We start from the raw sequence: 26,078 nt of genomic DNA on the forward strand, positions 1-26,078 counted from the left end.
ATGAAAAGCCCGCCGACTAAGCGGCACTCCGTAGGCAACTTGAGGGGTAAAACAGGGGGATTTGCCGGCTAAATCGCCCTAAAGGTTCCCGTGCGGCAACCGTTACCCAAAACAACAGCGGCTTGATCGTCACAAGAACAGCGTGGCGGGCCAAAGTGAATGAGCAAATTGCCCAATCAGTAGTACCGAATGGAGAAATACCATGGCTTCCGTAATTAACACCAACATCTCGTCCCTGAACTCGCAGCGCAACCTGAACGCATCCCAGAGCAGCCTGTCGACCTCCCTGCAACGTCTGTCCTCCGGCCTGCGTATTAACAGCGCTAAGGACGATGCGGCTGGCCTGGCAATTTCGGACCGTATGAATTCCCAGATTCGCGGCATGAACCAGGCAATGCGCAACGCCAACGACGGCGTTTCGCTGGCTCAAACCGCTGAAGGCGCGCTGGCTTCCTCCGGCGACATCCTGCAGCGTATCCGTGAACTGGCAGTGCAGTCCTCCAACGCAACCAACTCGGCTTCGGACCGTCAGGCGCTGCAGACTGAAGTTGGCGAACTGGCATCCGAACTGAACCGCGTTGCCCAGACCACCAACTTCAACGGCAAAAACCTGCTGGACGGCTCGATGGGCACCGCCACCTTCCAGGTCGGCGCTGACGCCAACCAGACCATCCAGGCTGTTGGCGCCAACTTCCTGACCAGCACCTACGGCGACAACCGTATCGAAGGCGCGCCTGCTGCCGTGACCGCTGCCAACACCTCGGCTGCCACCACCGCGACCATCAACGGTTCCCGCGGTTCGGCAACCATCACCACCTTGGCCGCTACCAGCACCGCCAAGTCGGTCGCTGCCAGCATCAACGCACAGACCGCCAACACCGGCGTCACTGCATCGGCCAAAACCGACGCTGCACTGACCCTGGGCGCTGAGTCCTACACCATGACCGTCGAAGGCGACAACGCTGGCTCCCCAGTGACCGTGTCCTTCACCATCGGTACCGGTGCCAACTCGGCCGACGACTATGCTTCGGCGATCAATGCCTTCAATGCACAATCGTCCAAGACCGGCGTGACTGCCCAGTACGACGAGACCAATAACAAGCTGAAACTGTCGCACTCGACCGGCTCCGACATCAAGCTGACCAACACCAAGACCGGTGGCAACACTGTCTTGAGCGCACAGAACTACAACGCCGCTGGCGCGCTGAACGGTGCAGCCAACGCGATGACTGCAGCAGCTGCTGTGTCGACCGTGATGGGCCGCGTGACCATGGACTCCGAGAGCTCGTTCTCGGTGACGGAAGCCGCTGCAACTGGCTTCAGCCTGGCTGGTGGTTCGACCCTGAAATCGGTGGCAACCCTGGACGTGACGACCTTCGACAACGCCCAGCTGGCAATCAAGATCGCTGACGCCGCCCTGGCTTCGGTGAACAGCCAGCGCGCATCGTTCGGCGCACTGCAGTCCCGCTTCTCCTCGACGATCTCGAACCTGAGCGCGACGACCGAGAACCTGTCTGCATCGCGCAGCCGTATCGTGGACACCGACTTTGCTGCAGAAACCGCAAGCCTGACCCGCGGCCAGATCCTGCAACAAGCTGGTACCGCGATGCTGGCCCAGGCTAACTCGCTGCCTAACGGCGTGCTGAGCCTGCTGCGCGGCTAATCGCCAATAAGCTAGGTAAAAAAGCGGTTCCCCGCTCCGGTTCGCCGGACCGGGGAATTTTCCGTAGGAGGTCTGTATGACTATCGATTCAATAACTGCTACTGTGCCGCGCGCTGACCGCGGCATCGCGGTCCCGGATTTCGTGGCCCTCCCGGTGGCAGGCCGCAGCCCGGCTGCTGCGGTGGAAACCATCGATGCGGTCAAGGCCAAGGAAGCAACGCCTTCCAAGAAGGATGTGGAAGAAGCCGTTGCAAAGCTGAACAAGTCGGTGCAGCAGCGGGCCCAAAGCCTGCTGTTCTCGATCGACGATGACAGCCACCGCACCGTCGTCAAAGTGATTGACCTGCATACCCAGGAAGTGCTGCGCCAGATTCCGACTCCGGAAGCCCTGGAGATCGCCAAGGCGATCGACGCCTTCAGGGGTTTGCTGGTCGATCAGGAAGCCTGACCACTAGCAACAGCGTTCCCGGCCCGGCCTGCCCTTGCGGCAGCCCGGGCTTTTTTGCGCTATGCTGGCCGCAGGGAAGCTTGTCATTTCAGACAAGAATAAACAGGTATTTCCCCCTCTCAAGTCCCCTTTGATTCTGCCGTAAACAAGTTAGACTTATCTTGTTTCCTCAGGAGTTTGCCGTGGCCCTTTCCAGCACCCCAGCACTATCATCTCCCGGTATCGGTTCCGGCTTGCAGGTCAACGACATCGTCGACAAACTCATGGCGGCCGAAGCGGCGCCACTGGCGGGCTACGACCGCAAGACCGCGTCCTACCAGGCCAAGGTGAGCGCCTTCGGCTCACTGACCGCAGCGGTCGGCGTGTTCCAGAGCGCCCTGGGCGGCCTGACCTCGGCCAACTCCTTCAAAGGCTTCTCTACCACGGTAGGCAACAAGGATTTGCTGACTGCCAGCGCTTCGGCCAAGGCAGTGGCGGGCAATTACAAGATCAATGTCAGCCAGCTGGCGCAGGCGCAGACCCTGATGACCACTGGCCTGGCGAGCAAGACGTCGACTATCGGCCTGGGCGGTTCGACGACCCTGTCCTTCCAGTTCGGTACGGCCAGCGGCAGCTTCGGCTTGCAAGGCACGGGCCTGAGCTCATCGATGCTGGCCAACGGCTTGGCCAATGGCTCGCTCAGCATCAACGGCACTGCCATTCCAACCTCAAGCGGCACCAATAGCGCCACGGCACTGGCAAATGCCATCAATGACAAGACCAGCACGACCGGCGTCACTGCCACGGTGGCGAATATTTTCTCCACCTTTGGCGACGTGGCGACCGATGGCACGGGCTCTTACGCGCTGAAAGTCGGCAACGTCACGATCGCCAGCCAGGGAGCAGGCGTCGCGGCGGGCGCCGGCGTCACGGCTGCTTCCCTCGATGCCGACCTGGCCAATGCGGGCGGCGCCACCGCTACCGCACTCGCTGCTGCCGGCATCACGTTTACCGGCAGTGCCGCCGCCGGCACCCTGGAATTCCGCAGTGCCAGCGGCGCCAGCGTGGCCATCACCGAAACCGCCAGCGGCGTCACCGGCGGCGCCAAGACTGCGGCGGGCGCCGCGAATGCCGGGGCCACCTACGCTTCGGCCAGCAGCGTCACCCTGACCTCGGCCAACGGCAGCCCAATCACCATCGCCGGCAACAATCCTGCCGCCGCCGGCCTGACTGCCGGCACCGGCGGCAGCATGTTGGGCGGTGGTTTCAGCCAGGATGCCAGCCAGCCAACGGGTTCCGTCGTCATCGACAGCACCAACAACACCCTGCAAGGCGTGGCTGACGCCATCAACAAAGCCAGCCTGGGCGTGACCGCCACCATCGTGTCCGACGGCAGCGCGTCCCCGTACCGTCTGGTGCTGACGTCGAACAAGACCGGCGAAAACGCGGCCATGAAGATCAGCCTGAGCGGTGATGGCAGCAACCCGCCGGACGCGGCCTTGAGCAGCCTGCTCAGCTATGATCCGGCCGGCACCCAGTCGATGCAGCAGACCAGTGCTGCCCAGGACACCAAGCTGACTGTCAACGGCATTGCCGTCAGCAGCCACTCCAACACTGTCAACGAATCGATCCAGGGCGTGGGCCTGACGGTCAACCAGGTCGGCAGCACGACGCTGAATGTTGCCCGCGACACCAACAGCGTGAAGACCAATCTGACGGCCTTCGTCAAGGCGTACAACGAACTCAACGGCGCGCTGAAAAAACTCACCGCCTATGACCCGGAAACCAAGAAAGCCGGCGCGCTGCAAGGCGACCCGACCGCCCAGTCGATGCAGGCGCAATTGCGCCGCATGATGAGCGGCCAGATCACCGGCCTGTCCGGCAGCCTGACCAATATGGGCCAGGTAGGCATTTCCTTTGCAAAAGACGGCACGCTCAGCCTCGACGACGCCAAGCTGAACAAGGCAATCGAGAAGAATTTCGGCGACATCGCCGGCCTGTTTACCGCGATCGGCAATGCCACCGACCCGAACGTCAGCTTTGTCAGCTCGACTGCAAAAACCAAGCCGGGCAGCTATGCGCTGAACATCACGGCACTGGCCAGCCAGGGTGCATTGACCAGCTCGGCAGCGCTGGGCAGCACCACGATTGCCGCCAACACCACCTGGGCGGTGACCCTGAACGACACCACGCCCAGCAACTCGAAAAATATCGCCAATGTCACCATCCCGGCAGGCACCTATTCGCCCGCCGAACTGGCCAAGATCGTACAGTCATCGATCAACGGCACAGCAGCCTTCTCGGATACCGGTTCCAGCGTCACCGCAGCGATCGACGGCAGCGGCAAATTGGTGCTCTCGTCCAGCAAATACGGCTCGGCCTCGAATATCGCCCTGACCAGTGTCAGCGGCAGCACCGTGGACAGCGTGTTCGGCGGCGCAACGCCGGTGGTCGGCACCGACGTGGCCGGCACCCTGGGTGGCAAGGCAGTGGTCGGAACCGGACAGACCCTCACCGGCGCCGAGGGCACCGATGCGGAAGGCCTGAAAATCGACATTACCGGCGGCGCCCTCGGCGATCGCGGCACCGTCTCCTTCTCGCAAGGCTATGCCTACCAGCTCAACAACCTGGCCACGTCATTCCTGGGCAGCAAAGGCTTGCTGACGACCGTGACCGAAGGCTTAAACAAGAGCATCAAGGACGTGGCCAAACAGCGCGACGCCTTCTCTTCCAAGCTGGACGACATTGAAAAACGCTACCGCACCCAATTTACGCGGCTTGATGCGACCTTGGCGAAAATGCAGAGCACGCAAGCGTATTTGACTCAGCAACTGGCGGCTATTGCCTCCAACAGCTGAGCGCAGGAATAAGGAGAGATTATGTTTGGAACTACTTCACGCGGCGTCAACGCCTACGCGAAAGTCGGTCTGGAAACCGGCGTCAGCTCCGCTTCGCCGCACAAGCTGATCGTCATGCTGTACGACGGCGCCCTGGCTGCGATCATGACTGCGCAGACCCAAATGAATGCAGGTAATGTGCAAGAAAAAGGCAAAGCCATCTCCAAAGCCATCCGCATCATCGACGACGGCTTACGTGCCAGCCTGGACAAGGAAGCCGGCGGCGAGATCGCCCGCAACCTGGATGCCCTGTATGACTACATGAGCCGCCGCTTGCTCGAAGCAAACATAAAGAACAGTCCGGAAATCCTGGACGAAGTGCGCGGCCTGCTGGCCGACCTGCGCGATACCTGGAACCAGATCGGCGGCAACCCTGCCGCGACCACCAATGCCCAGCCTGCTGCTTTGTCCAGCATGTAATCGAGGATGACAATGACGAACGTGGAAATTTTGACCGCCTACACCGCCATGGCAGCACTGACCCACAAGATGGTGGCGGCAGCAACGATGTCCGACTGGGACGGACTGGAAGTGCTGGAAAGCCAGGTAGCGGCCCAGGTGGCCCTGCTGCGCGGCAATGAGGAAGCAGTCGTGCTGGACGCCGCCGAGCGCCAGCAGAAGCTGGGCCTGATCAAGCAGATGCTGGACGACGACCGCCAGATCCGCGACCTGACCATGCCCTGGATGGCCCAGCTGTCCAAACTGATCAACAACACCGGCACTGAACGGCGCCTGGCCGCCGCCTACGGCGCCGTCTGAGCGGGGCGGCTGCCATGCTGCCCCCGCGCCTGGATGTCCGGGGCGTCAGCGCCACCAGCGCGGCTTCGGCCGCGCCAGCGGTTGCCGCACCGCGCCAGGAAGCCTTCCAGCGCGCCCTCTCGCAAATGGTCGGGCAAACCCTGCCCGCCCAGGTCCTCAGCAAATTCTCCGATGGCAGTTTCCTGGTGCGCGTGGCCGATACCAATGCGCGCATGTTGCTGCCAAACGGCATCAATGCCGGCGATGAACTGCCTCTGACCGTCGTCAGCGGCCAACCGCGCGCCACGCTGCAGGTGGGCGCCGGCAGTCCGCAAGCGGGCCAGATGGCGACCTTCGTGTCGGGCGACCAGATGCCCGACATGCCGGCCCAAGGGCGCCTGCCTTCGCAGGAAGCGGCCATCCTGAACCTGAGCGGCAAGCAACCGCAGGCAGCCGGCGGCGCAGAAGCCGGCCAAACTGGCGCCGCGCAAGCCCAGGGCCGCGCGCTGAGTGCAGGCGCTGCCCTGCTCAGCAAAGCCCCGCTGGTGCCGTCCGACCAGTTGCCCTCGCTCGGCAAGGACACGCCGCAGGCCGCGCTCAGTCCCGCCGCACGCGCCATCGCCAGCGCACTGGCCTCCGCCTACACGACGCCGGGCATGCCGGTCACCATTAACGGCAAGGCGCCGCTCAGTGCCGGCGGCCCGCCCGATACGGGAAAACTCAGCCAGGGCTTGCAGCGCGCCCTAGGCGACAGCGGCCTGTTTTACGAATCCCATGTGGCCGAATGGGCCTCAGGCAAGCGTTCGCTGCAAGACTTGCAGCGCGAGCCGCAAATGCAGCGCCAGGCTGCCGCGCAAGGTGCGGGACAAAGCCAGGCTGATGCCGTGGCGAAAGCGTTGGCAGGCCCCGATCTGTCCGCCGCGCAAATGATCAACCAGCAGTTGCACACCCACGAACAAGGCAAGGTCATGTGGCAAGGCGAAGCCTGGCCCGGCCAGCAAATGCAATGGCTGGTCGAGCGCGACCAGCAAGGCGAAGCCGGCGGCAAAGGCAGCCGCCGCGAGGGGCGCGACGGTGAAGCCGATCCCGTCTGGCGCAGCGGCGTGCGCTTCCGTTTCCCCATGCTGGGCAAGGTCGCGGCCAACGTCACCCTGGTCGGCGACCAGGTGCATATTGCTGTCCAGTCCGGTTCGGAAGACACGGCTGCCACCCTGCGCGCCTGGGCCAGCGCCTTGCAGCAAGCCATGGATGCCGCAGGCGCACCGCTGACCTCCCTCGCCATCAACGCGGAGGGCAACGATGGCGCCGAGTGAGCAGAACGAGCAGCCGCGCAAGCCGCTGCAAAGTGCCGTCGCCCTCGCCTACAAGAGCGGCGAAGCGGCACCAAAAGTCGTCGCCAAAGGACGCGGGCTGGTGGCCGAGCAAATCATTGCCGTCGCCGCCGAACATGGCGTGCACATCCACGAGTCGAAAGAACTGGTATCGCTGCTGATGGAAGTGGACCTGGACCAGCAGATCCCGCCACTGCTCTACCGTGTAATTGCGGAACTGTTAGCGTGGCTTTATCATATTGAAGCAGCGCAAAAGACTGGCCAGCCCCCGCCCCCGGCGCCCGATCTCAGCGTACCGAATGAATCCCCAGAAAACGGACTTTGATGCACAGCTATATTTCGGAATCGGACATGGAAAACTGGCATGATTTCGAGGTCGCATCGCGCCGTGAGATCACTGCGCTGCTGCGCAGTATCGGCGAGAAAAACCAGTTGATCCGCATGCTCATCAAGGGCGAGTCCGATGTCTGCGTCACGTCGATCCTGGAAGTCGATGCCGAGGGCGGCAACGTCATCCTCGACTGCTCCATCAGCCCCGACCAGAACCGCCGCATCCTTGGCGCAAAAAGGCTTTCCTTCGAAACCACGCTGGACAAGATCCGCATCATGTTCAGCGGTGAGCACATCGAATCGACCACGTTCGAAGGCAGCCCGGCCTTCAAGATGCCGCTGCCGGCCAGCCTGGTGCGCCTGCAGCGCCGCGAGTTCTACCGCATCGCCACGCCGGTCACCAACCCCGTGCGCGTCCTGATCCCGCAGCCGGCTGAGCTGGGCGGCGGCAGCAAGCCGTTCCCGCTGTCCGACATCAGCTGCGGCGGCATTGCGATCCTCGACAACAGCCTGGAATTGGGCGACACGATTGGCAAGGTCTACAACGACTGCCGCATTGAACTGCCCGAAGTGGCCACGATCACCACCGGCCTGCAGATCCGCAACTCGCTGGACCTGACGCTTTTAAACAACAAAACCAACCGCCGCCTCGGCTGCCAATTCGTCGACATGCCGCGCTCCTCGCTGACCGCCGTACAGCGCTACATCACCAAGCTCGAGCGGGAACGCAACGCCCGCATCGCCGGCCTGGAATGATGAAAGTCGGGGTCAGGTCTGGCAATCGGACAAATCGCGTCGCGATTTGTCCGATTGCCAGACCTGACCCCGACTTTCAAACCTGCATGTTCATGATGTCGTGGTAGGCCTGCACCAGCTTGTTGCGCACCTGGACGGTGGCCTGGAAGTTGATGCTGGCTTTCTGCATCGAGATCATCACGTCCGACAGGTTGACCGAATCGTCCCCCATCTGGAAACGCTTGGTCAGTCCTTCGGCCTTGTCTTGGCTGGCCTGCACCGCGTCCAGCGCGCCTTTCAGGGCGTTGGTGAAGTCGGGCTTCTCGGCCACTTTCTCGGTCTGGATCACCGGGGGCGTGGCTGACGGCCGCGTGGCCGCCGCATGCAGCTGGGCGATCATGGCCTGGATTTGGCTAGAATCAATTCCGCCTGTTCTCATTAGTTGACTCCAAGATACAATATTCCTGTTTTCAGGCTTCCAGAATACCCGTGTGAAAGCAAGGGGATAGCCTTGAGCAGCAAGGCAAACGGCCTCCTGTTCACGCATTTAAAGGACGCAACATCGCCTGATAATGTGCAACAGGCCCATTAACCCACAGTGATTACCCATGGCTGCAGCCGCCGAACAAATCGATATCGACGATCCAGAAGCCCAACAGGCGCCCAGGGGCCGCTTCGCCTTCTTCCAGACCCCTATGGGCAAGATGGTGATTCGCGGCGCTGCCGTGGCAGGCGTCCTGGCGCTCATCCTGATCCTGTGGATGTGGAATAAGGAACCGGATTACAAGGTCCTGTTCGCCAATTACACCGACAAGGATGGCGGCGCCATCACCGCTGCACTGGACCAGATGCAGGTCAAGTACAAGCTGGCCGAAGGCGGCCAGGCCATCCTCGTGCCCGCCGAGCAAGTGCACAATGTGCGCTTGCGCCTGGCCCAGCAGGGCTTGCCGAAAGGCGGCAATGTCGGCTTTGAGGTCATGGAAAACCAGAAGCTGGGCGTATCCCAGTTCCTGGAACAGGTCAATTACCAGCGCGCCCTGGAAGGCGAACTGGCGCGCTCCATCCAGTCCATCGGCGCGGTGGAGTCGGCGCGCGTGCACCTGGCCCTGCCGAAGCCTTCGGTCTTCGTCCGCGACCAACAGAAGCCCACCGCTTCGGTGATCTTGCAACTGCACGCCAACCGCATGATCGATCCGGCCCAGGTCAGCGCCATCGTGCACCTGGTCGCTTCTTCCGTGCCGGAGCTGTCGCCGGCCAATGTGACCGTGGTCGACCAGGCCGGCAACCTGGTGTCCGACATCAACAAGAACGGCAACGCGGCCAACAACGCCAAGAACCTCGACGCATCCCAGCTCAAGTACGTGCAGGAGATGCAGAAGCAAGTCATCAAGCAGGTCGAGTCGATCATCACCCCGATCGTGGGCGAAGGCAATGTGCGCGCCGAGGCTGTGGCCGACGTCGACTTCTCCGCCATCGAACAAGCCGCCGAGACCTACAAGCCGAACTCGCCGCCCGCCGCTTCGGCCATCCGCAGCCAGCAAAGCAGCGAGACCAGCGGCAATGCCAACGCCAACCCCGGCGGCATTCCTGGCGCCCTGTCGAACCAGCCGCCGGGCGTTGCCACGGCCCCGCTGACGACCACGCCGCCAGGCGCTGCCGGTGCGCCGGGGCAGCCAGGCACAGGCGCCGCGACTGCCGCGGCCGGGCCAAGCCATAAGGAATCGACAACCAATTATGAAGTCGACAAGACGGTGCGCTATGAACAGAAGGCAATGGCCGGACTGAAGCGCATGACCGTCGGCGTCGTAGTAAACTATCGTCGGACCATCGATAAAAACGGCAAGGTCGTCGTCAAGCCGCTCAGCGCTGACGAAATGGCCAAGATCAACAGCCTGGTCAAGGAAGCCATGGGCTACAACCAGGACCGCGGCGATTCCGTCAGCGTGGCCAACGCGCCATTCGACGGCGTCGACAGGGAACCGGAGGCACCGCTCGAATGGTGGCGCGACCCGGCCAACCTGCCGCTGGCCAAGGAACTGGCGAAGTTCCTGATTACGGCCCTGATCCTGCTGTACATCCTGCTGCGTATCGTGCGTCCGATGATGCGTCCGGTATTCAAGAAGATCGACCAGATCAATGAACCGGAACCGGAACCAGAACCGGAGCCTATCGTGGAACCAGTCGGCCCGACACCGGAAGAATTGCTGGCGGAGGAGATCGCCAAGATGGAAGAAAACACTGCCCGCACCTACCGCGACAACCTGGCGCTGGCGAAGAAACTGGCTGCGGAAGATCCGCGCATCGTCGCCAACGTCATCAAGGAATGGATAGGCAACAATGACTGAGAATACCGGACTGCAAAAGGCCGCCATCCTGATGCTGGCCATGGGCGAAGCCGAGGCGGCCGAGGTGATGAAGTTCCTCGGCCCGCGCGAGGTGCTGAAGCTGGGCGCATCGATGGCCACCATGAAGAACATCCCGCATGAAATGGTGGTTGACGTGCTGGACGATTTCCGCGACCAGTACGCGGCCGCTTCCACCGTGGGCCTCGATTCGGACGAATACATCCGCCAGGTGCTGACCAAGGCGCTGGGCGACGACAAGGCGTCGGTCCTGCTGTCGCGCATTTTGGGCGGCAAGGATGCTTCCGGCATCGAATCGCTGAAGTGGATGGATTCGCAATCGGTCGCCGAATTGATCCGCAACGAACATCCGCAGATCATCGCCACCATCCTGGTCCACCTGGAGCGCGACCAGGCCTGCGAAATCCTGGGCCACTTCACCGACCGCCTGCGCAACGACGCGGTGCTGCGGATCGCCACGCTGGATGGGGTGCAGCCGGCCGCCTTGCGCGAGCTGAACGACGTGCTGACCAAGCTTCTGTCCGGCAATGAAAATATCAAGAAATCGACCCTGGGCGGCGTGCGCGCCGCGGCCGAGATCCTGAACTTCATGTCCGGCGAACAGGAACAGAACGTGATGGACAATATCAAGAACTACGACAACGACATGGCGCAGAAGATCATGGACGAAATGTTCGTGTTCGACAACCTGATCGACGTCGATGACCGCGGCATCCAGCTGCTGCTGCGCGAAGTGCAGTCCGAAATGCTGATCATTGCGCTGAAAGGCGCTTCGCAGGACTTGCGCGACAAGATCTTCAAGAACATGTCGGCGCGCGCCTCCGAAATGATGCGCGAAGATTTGGAAAACAAAGGCCCGGTACGCCTGTCCGAAGTGGAGACGCAGCAGAAGCAGATCCTGCAGATTGTGCGCCGCCTGGCGGATGAAGGCCAGATCGTGCTGGGCGGCAAGGGTGAGGATTCCTTCGTCTGATGACAAGCATCCCGAAAGAAAAACAGACGGCCTACCAGCGCTGGGAGTTGCAATCCTTCGGCGACGCGCGCCCGAGCGTGGTGGCCCAGCGCGAACGCGAGGAGGCGGAAGTGCGCGCCGCCCTGGCCGCCGAAGCCGCCGCACAGGCGGAAGTCGAGCAAGCCGAATACGCGGCGGAACCGGCTCCTGCCCCGGAATATCCAAGCGAAGAAGAACTGGCCGCGATCCGCGAGGAAGCACGCCAGCAGGGCTATGACGCCGGCTTCAAGGCCGGCCACGACGAAGGCGTGGCGCAGGCCCTGGACGAAGCGCGCGCCGCCACCGAGCAAGCGATTGCACCGGTGCGCGAGATCGCCGACAACTTCAGCAGCGCGCTGCGCGAAGCCGACCAGGCCATCAGCAATGAGGTGCTGGAACTGGCGCTGCACCTGGCCAAGGGCATGATCAAGACTGCCCTGCGCGTGAAGCCGGAACTGATCCTGCCGATCGTGCGCGAGGCCATCGAATACCTGCCGGTGCTGCAGCAGCCGGCACTGCTGATCCTGAATCCGGAAGACGCCGCCGTGGTGCGCGAGAGCATTGCGGAAGAACTCGACAAAGGCGGCTGGCGCGTGATCGACGACCCGACCGTCGAACGTGGCGGGTGCAAGGTCGATACAGCCTCCAACCAGATCGATGCCACCGTGGCGTCGCGCTGGCAGCGCCTGAGCCTGGCGCTTGGCAAAGACATTGACTGGATCGATTGAGATGGGCGCCCCCGACCCACAGGTGCACGCGGGCCGCTGGCGTTCTTACCTGAACGATTGCGCAACGCTGGTCGATTTCGTCGAACCGATGCAAGTGTCGGGCCGCGTCACCCGCGTGGCGGGCCTGGTGATGGAAGCAGTCGGCTTGCGCCTGGCGGTCGGCGCGGCCTGTACCGTGCCCCTGCCCTCCGGCGGCAAGGTCGAAGCCGAAGTGGTCGGCTTCGAGGGTGACAAGCTGTTCCTGATGCCGCAAAGCGACGTCGAAGGCATCATCCCCGGCACCCGCGTGTTCCCGGTAGAACAGAGCGTGCCGAAGCCCGGCAGCGTCAACCACCCGCGCCGCCGCCCCAGCGACCGCGCGCGCCATTTGCCCGTTGGCCCCGAGCTGCTTGGCCGCGTGGTCGATGGCGCCGGCCGCCCTCTCGACGGCCTGGGCCCGATCCAGACCAGCGATTCGGCGCCGATCAATGTGCGTCCCGCCAACCCGCTGGGCCGCGCACCGATCGTGGAAACGCTGGACGTCGGCGTGCGCTGCATCAATGCCATGCTGACCGTGGGACGCGGCCAGCGCATGGGGCTGTTTGCCGGCTCCGGCGTCGGCAAGTCCGTGCTGCTCGGCATGATGGCGCGCTACACCGAAGCCGACATCATCGTGGTCGGCCTGATCGGCGAGCGTGGACGCGAGGTGAAGGAGTTCATCGAGCAGATCCTGGGCGAGGAAGGCTTGCGCCGTTCCGTCGTCGTGGCAGCACCGGCCGACACGCCGCCGCTGATGCGCATGCAGGGGGCGGCGTATTCCACCGCGATCGCCGAGCACTTCCGCGACAAGGGCCAGAACGTCCTGCTGATCATGGATTCGCTGACCCGCTACGCGATGGCGCAGCGCGAAATCGCCCTGGCCATTGGCGAGCCGCCAGCCACCAAAGGTTACCCGCCTTCCGTGTTTGCAAAATTGCCAGTGCTGGTCGAGCGCGCCGGCAATGGCGAACTGGGCGGCGGCTCGATCACGGCTTTCTACACCGTATTGACCGAGGGCGACGACCAGCAGGATCCGATCGCCGACTCGGCGCGCGCGATCCTGGACGGCCACATCGTGCTGAACCGTCGCCTGGCCGAAGCCGGCCACTACCCGGCAATTGATATCGAACAGTCAATCAGCCGTGCCATGCACTCGATCACATCGCACACCCACCAGAACCAGGCGCGCCGGCTGAAACAGTTGTTTTCGCGCTACGAACGCAGCCGCGACCTGATCGCTGTCGGGGCGTACACGCCGGGCACCGATCCGGTGCTTGACCAGGCCATCAACCTGCACGATAAGATTGAACAATTCCTGCAACAGCAAATTACGGAGCAGGTGAACATGCCCGAGAGCTTGGGGCAGTTAACCTCTCTATTCGACTGATTGGTGCGTTTGGCCTTGCATATAATTGACTATCATGGCCTCTACCCAGCAACTTGAAACCCTGATCGACCTGGCGCAGCGGGAAACCGACGACGCTGCCAAGCGCCTTGGCGCGGCCTTGAAAGCCGTGGCGGACGCGGAAGAGAAGCTGAACATGCTGGTTGGTTACCGCGACGAATACGGCCGCCGTTTCGACGCTTCGCAGCAGCAAGGCATCACGCCGATGGCGTATCGCAATTTCCAGGCTTTCATGGAGAAACTGGATACTGCGATCCAGGGCCAGCAGGAAGTGGTCCGTCACAGCAAGGCACGCGGCGACAAGGAGAAGCAGTTGTGGCAGGACGCCGAACGCAAGCGCATGTCCTATTCCACCCTGCGCGACCGGGCCGAAGCCCAGGAGCTCAAGAAGGAAGCCAAGCGCGACCAGAAGGCCATGGATGAACACGCCTCCCGCCAGGCATTTTTCAAACGCTAGACCGATTCGATCATGCAAACCCAGACTGTCCAGAACTCCCCTCTTCTTTCCGGCAATTCGGCTGGTAGCCGTTCGTCCAATGGCGCGCAGGAAGACAAGCAGTTCGCACAGGCCCTGAACAGCCAGATCGAACGCCAGGCCAGGGCCTTGCCGCCATCGCTGCAGCCGCAAGCGAATGCCGCGCCGCGCCGCGCCGAGGCGCCGAAACCTGCCGCGCAGCAGCCAAGCCAGCAAGCGAAACCGGCATCCAGCGCGCCAGCGCCAGCCAACAAACCGGCCACGCAAGCGCAGGCGCCTGCCAAGGCCCAGCAAAGCGAGCAGCCAAACCAGGCCAATCATGCCGCTGCGCCTGCGGACGTGCAGCCGGCGCCGGCCGACGCGGCATCTGCCAGCTCTGCCACTGCCGCCAACGCCTCCAGCAGTGCCGGCGCGGCCAGCGACGAAACCGATAGCCAGCAAGCGGCCAACGATGCCGTCGCCGACATGCTGGCCATGATCCAGGGCCTGGCCCAGCCAACCGCGGCCGACGCGGCCAGCGCAGCAAGCGCGGCAGCCGCTGCGGCAGCAGCCTCCACCAAAGACGGCCGGGCCACCGAGACCGAACTGGCCAGCGACGCCGTACTGTCCGGCAAAGGCGGCAGGAGCAGCATTGCCGAGCGCCTGCCAGCGGAAGGCATGCCCGTCGACCAGGAAGCATTGCTGGCAGCGAAAGCTGCGGCAGAAGGCGCCGGCAAAGCACAAGATCCATCCCTGGCAGACGCGCTGGCGAAGGCACGCCACGGCGCAGCCGCCGAAACCGGCGACGCCAGTGCATCGTCCGCGGCTGCCGGCGGCAGCGACAAAGCCGCCGCCCAACCGCGCAGCGATTTCCAGGCCGCCCTGCAACAGGCCAGCACCGACGCCGGCAAGGCCGCCGATGCCGCCGCGCTGGACACCAAACACGCCATCCAGCCGCAGGCCAGCGCCCTGCAGGCAGCCGCTACCGCCCTGGCGCCAGCCGGCGCAGCGAATGCACAAGCCGCCCAGGCCCTGGCCAGCAACCAGCTGCACGCCCGCGTCGGCAGCCAGGGCTGGGATCACCAGCTGGGCCAGAAAGTTGTCTGGATGGTCAATGGCGGCGAGCAGAGCGCCACCCTGACCCTGAACCCGCCCGACCTCGGCCCGCTGCAAGTGGTGCTGAGCGTCTCCAATGACCAGGCCAGCGTGGCCTTCACCGCTGCCCAGCCGGAAGTGCGCGAAGCGCTTGAGCAAGCACTGCCGAAGCTGCGCGAAACCATGGGTGAAGCCGGCATCACGCTCGGCGACACCAGCGTTTCCTCCGGCAGCCAGGACCAGCAGCAAGCGTTCGCTGATATGGCAGCCGCCGGCCGTGGCCGCGGCGTCGCCGATGGACAGAATGACAATGGGGAGCAGGCCCCGCAAGCAGCCCCTCAAGTGCGCCGCAGCGTGCTCAGCGCTGTCGATACATTCGCCTAAGGCAGAGATAGCCCTGCTTCCTGCCTCTTTTCGGCGCATCGCTCCCCGAAAGCTTTCGCGATAATGACATAATGGCGTCATGATCCAACTCTTGCATCCAAGGCAGCAGAATTGAAAGCGAATCCAAAAATGAAGGCTGATGCTAAGGCAGAAGCAGCACCGCCGGCAGGTGGCGGTAAGAAAAAGCTGATCATCATCCTGACAGCCGTGCTGGTGCTCGCACTGGCCGGGGGCGCCGGGGCCTGGTTCATGCTGCATGGCGATAGCGGCGACGAACATTCTGAAGAAGCCAAGCCCAACAAGAAAGCCAAGAAACCGGCCAAGAAAGCCGGCCCGCCGGTCTATATCCCTGTGGACCAGTTCACGGTCAACCTGCAGCCGGAAAATGGCGACCAGTACCTGCAACTGGCGATCACGCTGCAGGCCAGCAGCCTGGAAGAGTCGGAGGTCATCAAGACCAATATGCCGAAGGTGCGCAGCCGCATCCTGCTGCTGCTGTCGAGCAAGCACGCATCCGAGATCAACACTCCGGAAGGCAAGCAGCAATTGAGCAAGGACATCATGGAAGCGGTCAACCTGCCGTTTGAAAACGGCGGCGAGCCGCAGGAAGTCTCCGAAGTGTTGTTTACCGCATTCATCATCCAGTAAGGCCCGGGTGAAGCATGGCTGATAATTTTCTCTCCCAGGAAGAAGTCGATGCCCTCCTGAAGGGCGTCAACGGCGACCAGGACGACGTCGCTGCGCCGGAGGAGACCTCGGGTGTCCGGACCTACAACCTGGCGACGCAGGAACGCATCGTCCGGGGCCGTATGCCGACCCTGGAAATTATCAACGAGCGCTTTGCGCGCCTGCTGCGCGTGGGCCTGTTCAACTTCCTGCGCCGCAGCGCGGAAGTGTCGGTGGGCTCGGTGCGGGTCTCCAAGTATTCCGAGTTCATCCGCAACCTGGTGGTGCCGACCAACCTCAACCTGGTGCACATGAAGCCGCTGCGCGGCACCGCCCTGATGGTGTTCGACCCGGGCCTGGTGTTCCTGCTGGTCGACAACCTGTTCGGCGGCGACGGCCGCTTCCACACGCGCGTGGAAGGCCGCGACTTTACCCAGACCGAGCAGCGCATCATCCTGCGCATCCTCGACATCGTGTTCGAGGCCTATACCAAGTCGTGGGAACCCGTGTACCCGGTGGAATTCGAGTACATCCGTTCCGAAATGAATACGCAGTTTGCCAACATCGCCACGCCGAACGAGGTGGTGGTGGCGTCGACCTTCACGATTGAACTGGGGTCCGTATCGGGCCAGATCCACTTCTGCATGCCGTACTCGATGATCGAGCCGATCCGCGACGCGCTGACCTCCTCGCTGCAGGGCGAGGCGCTGGAAGTGGACAAGCGCTGGATTCGCCTGATGACGCAGCAGATCCAGATCGCCGAAGTGGAACTGGTGGCCAAGCTCGGCACTGCCAAGGTCAATTTCGACGAAATCCTGAACATGAAGGTCGGCGACGTGATCCCACTCAACATCCCGGACACCATCGAGGCGACCGTGGATGGCGTGCCTGTGCTCGATTGCACCTACGGGGTGTTGAACGGGCAATACGCATTGAAGGTGGAGAAACTGCTGGCAAACGCGGATAATATGAAATAAAGCTAGGAGAGAAACATGGCGGATAATCAAGACGACGATACAAGCATGGATGACGATTGGGGCGCCGCGATTGCCGAGCAGGCCGCTGCCGAGGCTGCCGCGATGCAGAACCAGGCTGCCACTGCTGCCGTGTTCAAGGACTTTTCCAAGCAGCCGAACAAGACCGAAACCCATAACGATATCGACTTCATCCTCGATATCCCGGTCCAGCTGACTGTGGAGCTGGGCCGTACCAAGATCGCCATCAAGAACCTGCTGCAACTGGCGCAGGGCTCGGTGGTGGAACTGGATGGCCTGGCCGGCGAACCGATGGACGTGCTGGTCAACGGCTGCCTGATCGCCCAGGGCGAGGTGGTGGTGGTGAACGACAAGTTCGGTATCCGCCTGACCGATATCATCACGCCTTCCGAACGCATCCGAAAATTGAATAAATGAAGCAGAGCATTCCTGCCCTTCACCTGCTGCGGCCGCTGACCATGGCGGCCGTCTTCTGTCTCGCCGGCGCGCCTGCGCTGGCGCAGCAAGCGTCCGCCCCAGACACCATTTCCACCAGTTCGCAAGCTGCCCCGGCCAATGCCGCCAGCCCAGTTGCGCCTGGCGCCGCGCAAACTACTGCACCGGCCGCCGCGCCAGCGGCGACACCCGAACAGCAGGCCGCCATGGCCGGCGCCCGTGCCGCCAACGCCCAGGCGCCGAGCAATGTGCTGGCGGCACAAGCACCGTCCGCTGCCGGTTCGCTGTTCCAGACCATCCTGTCGCTGGGCTTTGTCATCGCCCTGCTGGTCGGCCTGGCCTGGCTGCTGAAGCGTTTCGGCCCGAAACACATCACGGGCGGCAGCAAGCTCAAGCTGATCGGGGCGCTGAGTGTCGGCGCCCGCGAACGCATCCTGCTGGTGGAAGTCGGCGAGCAATGGATCGTGGTCGGCGCCTCGCCTGGCCGCATGAATGCCCTGGCGACCATGCCGCGCCAGGAAAGCGACGAAACCGAACTGGCCGGCGCCCAGCCGGTGCCTGGCGCGAATTTCGCCGAATGGTTCAAACAGACGATTGAAAAGCGCAATGGCAAATAAACGCGCGTGGCGCATGGCCGGCTGCGCGGCTGCCGGCGCGGCGCTATTGCTGCCCTTGCTGGCGGCGGCCGAACCGACCATCCCTGCCTTCACCAGCACGCCCGCCGCGGGCGGCGGCACCAACTACGGCCTGACGCTGCAAACGCTGATCCTGATGACGGCGCTGACCTTCATCCCGGCAGCGCTGCTGATGATGACCGGCTTTACCCGCATCGTGATCGTGCTCTCGTTGCTGCGCCAGGCGCTCGGCACGCAGTCGGCGCCGCCCAACCAGGTCATCATCGGCCTGTCGCTGTTCCTGACCTTCTTCGTCATGAGCCCGGTGTTCGACAAGATCTACACCGACGCCTGGGTGCCGCTGCAGGACAACAAGATCACCATGCAGCAGGCGATGGAGCGCTCGGCCGCGCCGCTGAAGACTTTCATGCTGAAGCAGACGCGCCAGTCCGACCTGGCCCTGTTTGTCAAGATATCGCGCAGCCAGGAACTGCAAGGGCCGGAAGACGTGCCGCTCAAGATCCTGGTGCCGGCCTTCATCACCTCCGAACTGAAGACCGCCTTCCAGATCGGCTTTGCCATCTTCATCCCCTTCCTCATCATCGACATGGTGGTGGCGTCGGTGCTGATGTCGATGGGTATGATGATGATGTCGCCCGCCGTGATTTCACTGCCGTTCAAGCTGATGCTGTTCGTGCTGGTCGATGGCTGGCAATTGCTGCTGGGCTCGTTGTCCCAGAGCTTCTATTAGGGAGGCTGGCAATGACGCCTGAAACAGTCATGACCATGGGCCGCCAGGCCATGGAAGTCACGCTGATGGTGGCCGCGCCGCTGCTGCTGGTGGCGTTGCTGATCGGCCTGGTGGTCTCGATCTTCCAGGCCGCCACCCAGATCAACGAGGCGACCCTGTCCTTCATCCCGAAGCTGGTCGGCGTGTTCGTCACCCTGGTGGTGGCGGGACCGTGGATGATTTCGGTGATGGTCGACTACATGCGGCAAGTGCTGACTGGCATTCCTTCGCTGGTCTCGTGACCGATGCTGGTCGTCACCGCCGCTGAACTGAACACCTGGATCGCCGCCCTGTTATGGCCGGCAGCTCGCATCCTGTCGCTGATTGCGGCCTCCCCCATTTTCGGCAATGCCCGCATCCCGCAGAACGTCAAGCTCGCGCTGGGCGTGCTGATCGCCATGGTGGTCGCACCAGCCGTGCCGGCCATGCCGGCGCTCGATCCTGCCGGCTGGGCCGGACTGTCGGTGCTGGCGCGTGAAATCGTGATCGGCGCCGGCATGGGATTCGCGATGCGCCTGGTGTTTGCAGCAGTGGAAATGGCGGGCGAGATTTCCAGCCTGACCATGGGCCTCGGTTTCGCCAGCTTCTTCGACCCGATGTCGCAAGGCCGCTCCTCGGCGGTGTCGCAATTCCTGGTGTGGGTGGTGACGCTGGCAGTGCTGGCGGTGAATGCCCACCTGGTGCTGATCGAGGCGCTGGCGGAAAGCTTCTACACGCTGCCGGTAACCGCCATCGCCTTCCATAACGATGGCTTCTGGGACCTTGCGTTGTGGGGCTCGAAGATCTTCACGGCAGGCCTGCAGCTGTCGCTGCCGATTGTCGCGGCCCTGCTGATTACCAACGTCGCGCTGGGCATCCTGACGCGCGCCGCGCCGCAACTGAACCTGTTCGGCATCGGCTTCCCGATCACCCTGGGCGTGGGCTTCCTGACGCTGACCATGACCCTGCCCTACATGAGCATGCCGATCCAGTCGCTGGTCAACGAGGGCATAGAAAAAGCGCGGCAATTGCCGCGCGAGTGGGATAGCAGGAAAGAACGCAAGCCTCAGATCAAGTTAAACAACGACAAACCGGTCAGCGCCTTGTAGGATTTCTGCGCTGCTTCCAGCGTGGTTTGCTGCTGCGTGAAGCGGGAAATGGCTTCCACCGGGTCCAGGTCGACCAGGTCGGACAACTGGCTCGCATATTGCAGGTTCAGGTCGTCGCCAGCGCTGTCGAGGTGATCCAGCTCGCTCAGGCGGGCGCCGACGGATGCGCGTACCGACAGCACGTTGTCCAGCGAGTTGGTGATGTTCTGGTTGGCCAGGTTCAGCGCGTTCGTCAATGCCGTACCTGCCTGCGGCGTACCGCTCGGGCCGCGCAACGCGGCGATCAGGGTTGTCATGGTTTCGAACACCGACTGGTTCTTGCTCGGGTCAACGTTGAACACGTCGCCGTTGGCCGGCGCCCCGGTGATATCCATCTGGATGCCATCGAAAGCAATCGGCTGGCCGGACACATAGGGGACGTTCGACGCGACGGCAGTGCCAGCAGTGACGTCGTTGACGGTATAGGTAGTCACCGCCGGCGTGCCGGTCACGGTGAAATTCAGAGTGTAGTTGTGGCCAGTCACTGCCGAAGGGGTCTTCACCACGCCCGGGGAAATGATGCCGGTGCCGCCACGGGTATAGTTGTTCGGGTCGACGCTGGTCTGGAAGGTGCCGTTGCCGGTGATATTGCTTTCGAAGATGGCCGAGCCAGTCTCGCTGGTCGCCAGCTTGCGCGACGAGGCCACCTGCAGTTCGCGCTGGCCCTGGTCGCCGTTATAAGTGGCGCCGGTAGCGGAACGGGTAAATGGCTGGATGTCGCTCTTGTAGCCGGAGAACAGGTAGGCGCCGCTGCCGTCGGTAGCGTTGGCCTGGCCCAGCAAGTCTTCCAGGCGCCCCTCCAGTTCCTTCGCCAGCGCTTCGCGGTCGGCGAGCGTGAACCCTGGGTTGCCTGCGGCGACGATCTTGCTCTTGACTTCCTGCAGCAGGTCGTCGGTGTTCGCCAGCGTATTGTCCACCAGCGACAGCGAGGCATTGGCGTTCGTGCGATTGGTGACGTACTGGGTGTTGATTGATTTCGACTGCGACACTTCCAGCGCGCGTGCCGACGCGACCGGGTCGTCCGACGGTGTCACGACGCGCCGCATGGTCGATAACTGCAGCTGCGTCTTCTGCAGTTGCGCCTGCAGCGTGTTCAGCTGGCTGACGCCGTTCTCGTAAATCGTCCGGGTGGCAATACGCATGACCATGATGCTATTCCTTCAAAAATCTTACCTGCCCAGCGAAAGCAGGGTATCAAACAGTTCGCTTGCCACCTGGATCACCTTGCCGGATGCCTGGTAGGCCTGCTGGTAGCGCAGCAAGTTGGATGCTTCTTCGTCCAGGTTCACGCCGGAGACCGAATCGCGCGCGGCCTGGGCCTGCTCCACGGTGGTATCGGCCGCAGCACCGGCGATCTGCACTTCACGTGTCTTGTTGCCGACAAAGTTGACCATCTGCGCGTAGCTGGCCTGGAAGGTGGCATGGCCATCGTCCAGGATGTTCTTCGTCTGCAGGCCCGCCAGCAGCACGCCATTGCGCGCGTCGCCAACCCCGCTGCCAGGCGAGATGGTGAACTTGTCGTTGTTGGCAGGGTTGCCGGTAATCTCGATCTCGATGCCCTGGAACGTCATCTTGGCGCCAGCGGTGTACGGCACCGGGGTGCCGGCCGGATAGTTCGTGGTGGTGCCATTGACCGTGACGTCGACAGCCGTCGGGAAGCCGCTAAGCTGGTTGGTCGCGCTGTTGTAGGTCAGCGTGACCGGCGCCGCCAACTGGTTGCCCGGCAACAGGTAGTTCGAGTTCACCGCACCGGCGCTGATCTTGCCGGTGCCGGTATTGGCGGTCGGCACCGAAGTGCTGATCGGCGCTCCCAGCGCAATCTTGTTGCGGTCTTTCAGTTCGACGCCGAAATCCTGCGCCGCGTTATAGGTCGGGCGCACCAGGAAGTGGTCGGGGCCGCCGGCCGCACCGGTGATGGAGAAGGCGACGCCATCGATCACTTGCGGCTGGGTCTGCGGATACGGCGAAATGGTCGTGGTCACGCCATCGCTGGCGCGCGTCACGATGAAGTCGGTGCCGTTGTAATTGATGTCATAGTCCGACGCGGTCAGCTTGGCCGCGTCAACCACTACCGCATCGATTTTCACCGTGCTCGATGGCGAGTTGCGCGTGTCGTAGCCGACATAGGCGTGGATATCCTTGAAGAAGTTGCCGCCCAGGTTGCCATCCAGGTCGATGCCCAGCTTGTGCTGGTCATTGAAAGCATCGGCCAGGCCGGCGGCGATCTTGCCGAGGTTGGCATTTGCCACGTCCAGGCCGCTATTGCGGAAATCGATTAGGCCGCCCAACTGGCCGCCGGTCAGCACGCTGTCGGGCAGCTGCGAGAAAGTGCCGCCCTGGGTGCGGTAGCCGACCACGATGCGCTCCGGGTCAAAGGTCGAAGGCGCCGTGGCCAGTTCCTGGCTGCGATTACCGATCACCAGCGGCTGGCCGGTGCCGAACGAAACGTTCAGCATATTGTTCTCGGCCGGCCTGACAGTCACCTGGACCTGCTTGTTCATCTCCGCGATCAATGCGTCGCGCTGGTCCATCAGGTCGCTCGGCAAGGCCGATGGGTCGACCGACAGGCCGGCAATCGTATTGTTCAGCTCGGCGATACGGCGCGCGAAGGAATTGATTTCGTTGACGCTGGCGGCGACGCCGGTGTTGACGCCCTCGTTCAATTCCTTCATGCGGCTGGACAGACCGTTAAAGCGCGATGCCAGCGATTCTGCCGCGGACAGCATGGCCTGGCGCGCCGCGGTCGACTGCGGGTTCGAGTTGGCATTCTGCACGCCGCTGAAGAAGCTCTGCAGTGCCGGTCCCAGGCCGACCGTGGTATCGGCCAGCAGGTTGTCGATCTGGCTGACCTGGTTGAAATAGGTGTCGAGCTGGGCCTGGTTGGTCTGGGCGCCCAGCAATTGGCGGTTCAGGAAGTCGTCATAGACGCGCTTGATCTGCGCCACTTCGGTGCCGGTGCCGAGAAAACCTTCGCCGGTCTGGATCGGCTGCGTGGTGCTCTGCACCACCACCTGCCGGTTATAGCCGAGCACGTTGGCGTTGGTAATGTTGTGCCCAGTGGTGGCCAGGCCCGTCTGGGCAGCCAACAAACCACTTTTACCGATGCTGAGTAAGGACATTTTATTAATTACCTTCGCTAGATATTCAGTTTACGGCACATCCCGACAAAACTTGATGTTCGTCAGGCAAGAGTGCGCTTGATAATGCCGGCCAGCTTGCTGGCATAGTTGGGATCGGTGGCGTAGCCGGCGCGCTGCAAGCCCTTGGCAAACCCGGCGGCATCGGTGCCGTTGGCTGCCGCCAGCGCTTTTTCATAGCGCGGATTGCTGCTCAGCAGGCGGGCGTAGTCCTTGAAGCTGTCGGCATAGCTGTCGTAGGCGCGGAACTTCTCGACGCGGGTCTGCGGCTTGCCGTTGATATACTCAGTTGTAGCCGTTTCGACAACACGGCCCTTCCAGTCCGGGCCGGCCTTGATGCCAAACAGGTTGTGGCTGTTGCTGCCGTCGCGGCCCTTGATTTCGCGGCGGCCCCAGCCGGTTTCCAGCGCGGCTTGGCCGAGCATGAACTTGGCCGGGATGCCGGAAGCGCGGCTGGCTTCTTCCGCGTGGCTGGCCAGTTTGTCCTGGAAGCTGCGCACGTGGGCCGGCTTGTCGCTGGCCGCTGCCGTGCTGGTCGCCGCCTTGGACATCGCCGCCGCCCCGCCGCTGGCTTCGATCGAGCGCTGCAACCTGGCCTGCTCCATCAGGGCGCGCGTCATGGCCGGATCAGTCGGCACACCATCCACCGGCGGCAAGGTTTTCGACAGCTGGCGCACCAGCACGTCGGCCAGGCCCAGGCCTTTCTTGGCGATGTCCTGGCTGGTCTGCTGGTCGAGCATGGTGGTGAACATCTTCGTTTGCTGGTTGTCCATCAAACCGTCTTGCGGCGTAGCATCGCGCATGCTCTTCATCATCATGTTGACGAACATCGCTTCGAACTGGGTGGCCGCGGTTTTCAGCGCCTCGGGCGAACCGGCACGCGCCGACTGGCGCAGCTCGGACATGCCCTTGGTGTCGATGGCAAGATTGGCGCTCAGGTCGGTGGCAGCGGAGGCTGTGCGGGGGATCATGGCGGCATCCTCAAATGATTTCCAGCTCGGCGCGCAGCGATCCCGCTGCCTTCATCGCCTGCAAGATGGCCAGCAAGTCTTGCGGGGAGGCGCCGATGGCGTTGAGGGCTTTCACCACGTCGGCCAGCGACGCACCGCCCTTCAGCATGATGACCTTGCCGGAGTCCTTCTTGATGTCGACGCTACCCTGCTGGGATACCACGGTCTGGCCACCGCTGAGTGGATTCGGCTGGCTGACCTGGGTGTCGGCACTGACCGATACTGACAGGTTGCCGTGCGAAATGGCGCACGTCTCAAGCGTGACTTCCTGGTTCATCACCACCGAGCCGGTGCGGGCGTTCATGATGACCTTGGCGGCCTGGCGCGCCGGGCGCACGTCCATGCTTTCCAGTTCGCCGATAAAGGCCACCCGCGCATCGCTCGACGAAGGCGCGGTGACGCGAATGGTACGGCCGTCCTGCGCATAGGCCACGCCGGCGCCGTATTTGTCGTTGATGGCGTTGACCACGCGGCTAGCCGTGGCAAAGTCGGTATTGTTCAGTTCGAGGCGAATCTGGTTGCTGTCGCCCAGCGTGGTGGGCACCGCGCGTTCCACCGTGGCGCCGCCGGAAATGCGGCCGACCGACAGGTGGTTGACGACGACAGCAGCGCCGCCGCCCGGCGCCTGCGCACCCACGCCACCGACCAGCACATTGCCTTGCGCCATGCCGTACACCTGGCCATCAGCGCCTTTCAATGGCGTCATCAGCAGCGTGCCGCCGCGCAGCGACTTGGCGTTACCCATCGACGACACGGTGACATCGATCTGCTGGCCCGGTTGCGCGAACGCCGGCAGGTTGGTGGTGACCATGACTGCCGCCACGTTCTTCAATTGCAGCGTGGTGCCGGGCGGCAGCGCCACCCCCATCGACTGCAGCATGGAAGCCACCGATTGCACGGTGAACGGGGTTTGCGTGGTCTGGTCGCCGGAACCGTCGAGGCCGACCACCAGGCCATAACCCATCAACTGGTTCTGCCGCACGCCGGCCACGCTGGCCAGGTCTTTCAGGCGTTCAGCCTGCACGGCCGGCGCCAGCAGCAAGGCGGCGCAAAGAGTGAGGAGCTGAAAAGTCTTCATGATCAGAAAGGCAGCAGGCTGAGGAAGAAGCGCGACAGCATCGACTGCACTTCGGCGCCATCGATATTGCTCTTGGTGCGGTATTCGACGCGGGCGTCGGCGATCGAGGTCGACGCCACCGAATTGCCGTTGATCGAATCCGGATTCACCATGCCGGAAATGCGGATGTATTCGGTCGCCTTGTTCATGCCGACCTGCTTTTCGCCGGCAATGATCAGGTTACCGTTGGACAGCACTTCCACCACGGTGGCGCCAATGGTGCCGCGGAAGCTGTTGCTCAGCGACTGGCTGTCGGCATCGGCAAACTTGTTGTCGGCACTGGTGGCGACGTTGGTGCCGAAGCGGTTTTGCAGCACGCCCGGAATGCCGAAGTTGACGCTGCCGGACTTGCTGCCCGCGCTGGCGCCGTTCTTGACGGCAGACGTGCTCTCCGTAATGACGACATTGATCACGTCGCCCACGTGGCGTGCGCGGCGGTCCTCAAAGGCCGGGCGGAAAGTGCTGGCCTGGTAGATCGCACCATTGTTCTGCGCCGCCGGCGGATACGGCGGCGGCAGCGGACGGGCGCTGGTCGGGCCGTTGACGATCGAGGTTGGCGCACCGGCGCAGGCGGACAGCAGCGCGGCGGCGATGATGGTGGCGGCAAGACGGAATCGCATGGCGGGCT

Annotated in this window: 27 protein-coding genes; 21 read left to right on the forward strand and 6 right to left on the reverse strand. The window is 63.0% G+C overall.

The genetic code is table 11. From position 1 onward, the window contains the following. Positions 1-202 precede the first annotated feature (202 nt). From ACN9MU_RS25220 to ACN9MU_RS25255, 8 genes are all read left to right on the forward strand, one after another. Entirely contained in the window at positions 203-1,663 is a 1,461-nt protein-coding gene (locus ACN9MU_RS25220; protein WP_426163726.1) for a flagellin, read from the forward strand. A gap of 76 nt (positions 1,664-1,739) precedes the next feature. Continuing rightward, positions 1,740-2,111: a flagellar protein FlaG gene (locus ACN9MU_RS25225; protein WP_426163728.1), complete on the forward strand. Its 372-nt coding sequence runs from the start codon at positions 1,740-1,742 to the stop codon at positions 2,109-2,111. A gap of 182 nt (positions 2,112-2,293) precedes the next feature. Then, positions 2,294-4,948 (forward strand): flagellar filament capping protein FliD, encoded by a 2,655-nt coding sequence (gene fliD, locus ACN9MU_RS25230; RefSeq protein WP_426318963.1) that lies wholly within the window; start codon positions 2,294-2,296, stop codon positions 4,946-4,948. A gap of 21 nt (positions 4,949-4,969) precedes the next feature. Next, complete coding sequence (gene fliS / locus ACN9MU_RS25235; RefSeq protein WP_426163733.1) at positions 4,970-5,407, forward strand: flagellar export chaperone FliS; 438 nt, start codon at positions 4,970-4,972, stop codon at positions 5,405-5,407. 12 nt (positions 5,408-5,419) lie between these two features. After that, positions 5,420-5,746 (forward strand): flagellar protein FliT, encoded by a 327-nt coding sequence (locus tag ACN9MU_RS25240; RefSeq protein ID WP_426318964.1) that lies wholly within the window; start codon positions 5,420-5,422, stop codon positions 5,744-5,746. Between the two features lie 14 nt (positions 5,747-5,760). Next, the gene (locus ACN9MU_RS25245) at positions 5,761-7,038 is read left to right on the forward strand and encodes a flagellar hook-length control protein FliK (protein WP_426163738.1); all 1,278 of its coding nucleotides are present in this window, start codon (positions 5,761-5,763) and stop codon (positions 7,036-7,038) included. Further along, positions 7,025-7,381 (forward strand): EscU/YscU/HrcU family type III secretion system export apparatus switch protein, encoded by a 357-nt coding sequence (locus ACN9MU_RS25250; RefSeq protein ID WP_426163740.1) that lies wholly within the window; start codon positions 7,025-7,027, stop codon positions 7,379-7,381. Before ACN9MU_RS25245 ends, ACN9MU_RS25250 begins: the two co-directional genes overlap by 14 nt. Positions 7,382-7,407: 26 nt before the next feature. After that, positions 7,408-8,142: a flagellar brake protein gene (locus ACN9MU_RS25255; protein ID WP_426318965.1), complete on the forward strand. Its 735-nt coding sequence runs from the start codon at positions 7,408-7,410 to the stop codon at positions 8,140-8,142. A gap of 76 nt (positions 8,143-8,218) precedes the next feature. On the opposite strand, the gene fliE is transcribed toward ACN9MU_RS25255, so the two are convergent. Then, positions 8,219-8,560 carry a flagellar hook-basal body complex protein FliE gene (gene fliE / locus ACN9MU_RS25260; protein WP_426163745.1) on the reverse strand — a complete coding sequence of 114 codons (342 nt, stop codon included), beginning with the start codon at positions 8,558-8,560 and terminating at the stop codon, positions 8,219-8,221. A gap of 169 nt (positions 8,561-8,729) precedes the next feature. Here fliE and fliF point away from each other — a divergent pair, with 169 nt between their 5' ends. From fliF to fliR, 13 genes are all read left to right on the forward strand, one after another. Next, on the forward strand, positions 8,730-10,466 hold the full coding sequence (fliF, locus tag ACN9MU_RS25265) for a flagellar basal-body MS-ring/collar protein FliF (protein ID WP_426318966.1): 1,737 nt from the start codon (positions 8,730-8,732) through the stop codon (positions 10,464-10,466). After that, on the forward strand, positions 10,459-11,457 hold the full coding sequence (gene fliG / locus ACN9MU_RS25270) for a flagellar motor switch protein FliG (protein WP_426163749.1): 999 nt from the start codon (positions 10,459-10,461) through the stop codon (positions 11,455-11,457). Before fliF ends, fliG begins: the two co-directional genes overlap by 8 nt. After that, on the forward strand, positions 11,457-12,203 hold the full coding sequence (locus tag ACN9MU_RS25275; protein WP_426336281.1) for a flagellar assembly protein FliH: 747 nt from the start codon (positions 11,457-11,459) through the stop codon (positions 12,201-12,203). The genes fliG and ACN9MU_RS25275 overlap by 1 nt, the downstream gene beginning before the upstream one ends. Before the next feature lies 1 nt (position 12,204). Continuing rightward, on the forward strand, positions 12,205-13,608 hold the full coding sequence (fliI, locus tag ACN9MU_RS25280; RefSeq protein WP_426172295.1) for a flagellar protein export ATPase FliI: 1,404 nt from the start codon (positions 12,205-12,207) through the stop codon (positions 13,606-13,608). 34 nt (positions 13,609-13,642) lie between these two features. Continuing rightward, entirely contained in the window at positions 13,643-14,083 is a 441-nt protein-coding gene (gene fliJ / locus ACN9MU_RS25285) for a flagellar export protein FliJ (protein ID WP_426163753.1), read from the forward strand. A 12-nt stretch (positions 14,084-14,095) separates the two neighbouring features. Further along, entirely contained in the window at positions 14,096-15,559 is a 1,464-nt protein-coding gene (locus tag ACN9MU_RS25290; RefSeq protein WP_426343610.1) for a flagellar hook-length control protein FliK, read from the forward strand. A 129-nt stretch (positions 15,560-15,688) separates the two neighbouring features. Next, positions 15,689-16,207, forward strand: coding sequence for a flagellar basal body-associated protein FliL (fliL, locus tag ACN9MU_RS25295; RefSeq protein WP_426343611.1), 519 nt, complete (start codon positions 15,689-15,691; stop codon positions 16,205-16,207). 14 nt (positions 16,208-16,221) lie between these two features. Further along, positions 16,222-17,202, forward strand: a complete 981-nt coding sequence (fliM, locus tag ACN9MU_RS25300; RefSeq protein ID WP_426163759.1) for a flagellar motor switch protein FliM — start codon at positions 16,222-16,224, stop codon at positions 17,200-17,202. A gap of 15 nt (positions 17,203-17,217) precedes the next feature. Beyond that, positions 17,218-17,637: a flagellar motor switch protein FliN gene (gene fliN / locus ACN9MU_RS25305; protein WP_055930721.1), complete on the forward strand. Its 420-nt coding sequence runs from the start codon at positions 17,218-17,220 to the stop codon at positions 17,635-17,637. Continuing rightward, the gene (gene fliO / locus ACN9MU_RS25310) at positions 17,634-18,272 is read left to right on the forward strand and encodes a flagellar biosynthetic protein FliO (RefSeq protein ID WP_426343612.1); all 639 of its coding nucleotides are present in this window, start codon (positions 17,634-17,636) and stop codon (positions 18,270-18,272) included. Before fliN ends, fliO begins: the two co-directional genes overlap by 4 nt. Continuing rightward, positions 18,262-19,020, forward strand: coding sequence for a flagellar type III secretion system pore protein FliP (fliP, locus tag ACN9MU_RS25315; RefSeq protein WP_426163764.1), 759 nt, complete (start codon positions 18,262-18,264; stop codon positions 19,018-19,020). The genes fliO and fliP overlap by 11 nt, the downstream gene beginning before the upstream one ends. A gap of 11 nt (positions 19,021-19,031) precedes the next feature. After that, positions 19,032-19,301, forward strand: a complete 270-nt coding sequence (gene fliQ, locus ACN9MU_RS25320) for a flagellar biosynthesis protein FliQ (RefSeq protein WP_055930712.1) — start codon at positions 19,032-19,034, stop codon at positions 19,299-19,301. Positions 19,302-19,304: 3 nt separating this feature from the next. Continuing rightward, positions 19,305-20,147 (forward strand): flagellar biosynthetic protein FliR, encoded by an 843-nt coding sequence (gene fliR / locus ACN9MU_RS25325; RefSeq protein ID WP_426343613.1) that lies wholly within the window; start codon positions 19,305-19,307, stop codon positions 20,145-20,147. Here the strand turns inward: fliR and flgL are convergent. The 5 genes from flgL to ACN9MU_RS25350 all read right to left on the reverse strand — a co-directional run bounded on the left by flgL (position 20,105) and on the right by ACN9MU_RS25350 (position 26,070). Beyond that, on the reverse strand, positions 20,105-21,334 hold the full coding sequence (flgL, locus tag ACN9MU_RS25330; RefSeq protein ID WP_426163770.1) for a flagellar hook-associated protein FlgL: 1,230 nt from the start codon (positions 21,332-21,334) through the stop codon (positions 20,105-20,107). The two genes, fliR and flgL, sit on opposite strands and share 43 nt — an antisense overlap. A gap of 21 nt (positions 21,335-21,355) precedes the next feature. Further along, the gene (gene flgK, locus ACN9MU_RS25335) at positions 21,356-23,305 is read right to left on the reverse strand and encodes a flagellar hook-associated protein FlgK (RefSeq protein ID WP_426163772.1); all 1,950 of its coding nucleotides are present in this window, start codon (positions 23,303-23,305) and stop codon (positions 21,356-21,358) included. A 62-nt stretch (positions 23,306-23,367) separates the two neighbouring features. Continuing rightward, a complete protein-coding gene (gene flgJ, locus ACN9MU_RS25340; RefSeq protein ID WP_426163775.1) occupies positions 23,368-24,294 on the reverse strand; it encodes a flagellar assembly peptidoglycan hydrolase FlgJ in 927 nt (308 codons plus the stop codon). 10 nt (positions 24,295-24,304) lie between these two features. Continuing rightward, on the reverse strand, positions 24,305-25,411 hold the full coding sequence (locus ACN9MU_RS25345; RefSeq protein WP_426163777.1) for a flagellar basal body P-ring protein FlgI: 1,107 nt from the start codon (positions 25,409-25,411) through the stop codon (positions 24,305-24,307). Between the two features lie 2 nt (positions 25,412-25,413). Further along, positions 25,414-26,070, reverse strand: coding sequence for a flagellar basal body L-ring protein FlgH (locus ACN9MU_RS25350; protein ID WP_426318973.1), 657 nt, complete (start codon positions 26,068-26,070; stop codon positions 25,414-25,416). Positions 26,071-26,078 lie beyond the last annotated feature (8 nt).

It is taken from the genome of Pseudoduganella sp. R-32, from assembly GCF_049913245.1.
In the GTDB taxonomy this organism is placed as follows: domain Bacteria; phylum Pseudomonadota; class Gammaproteobacteria; order Burkholderiales; family Burkholderiaceae_D; genus Rugamonas.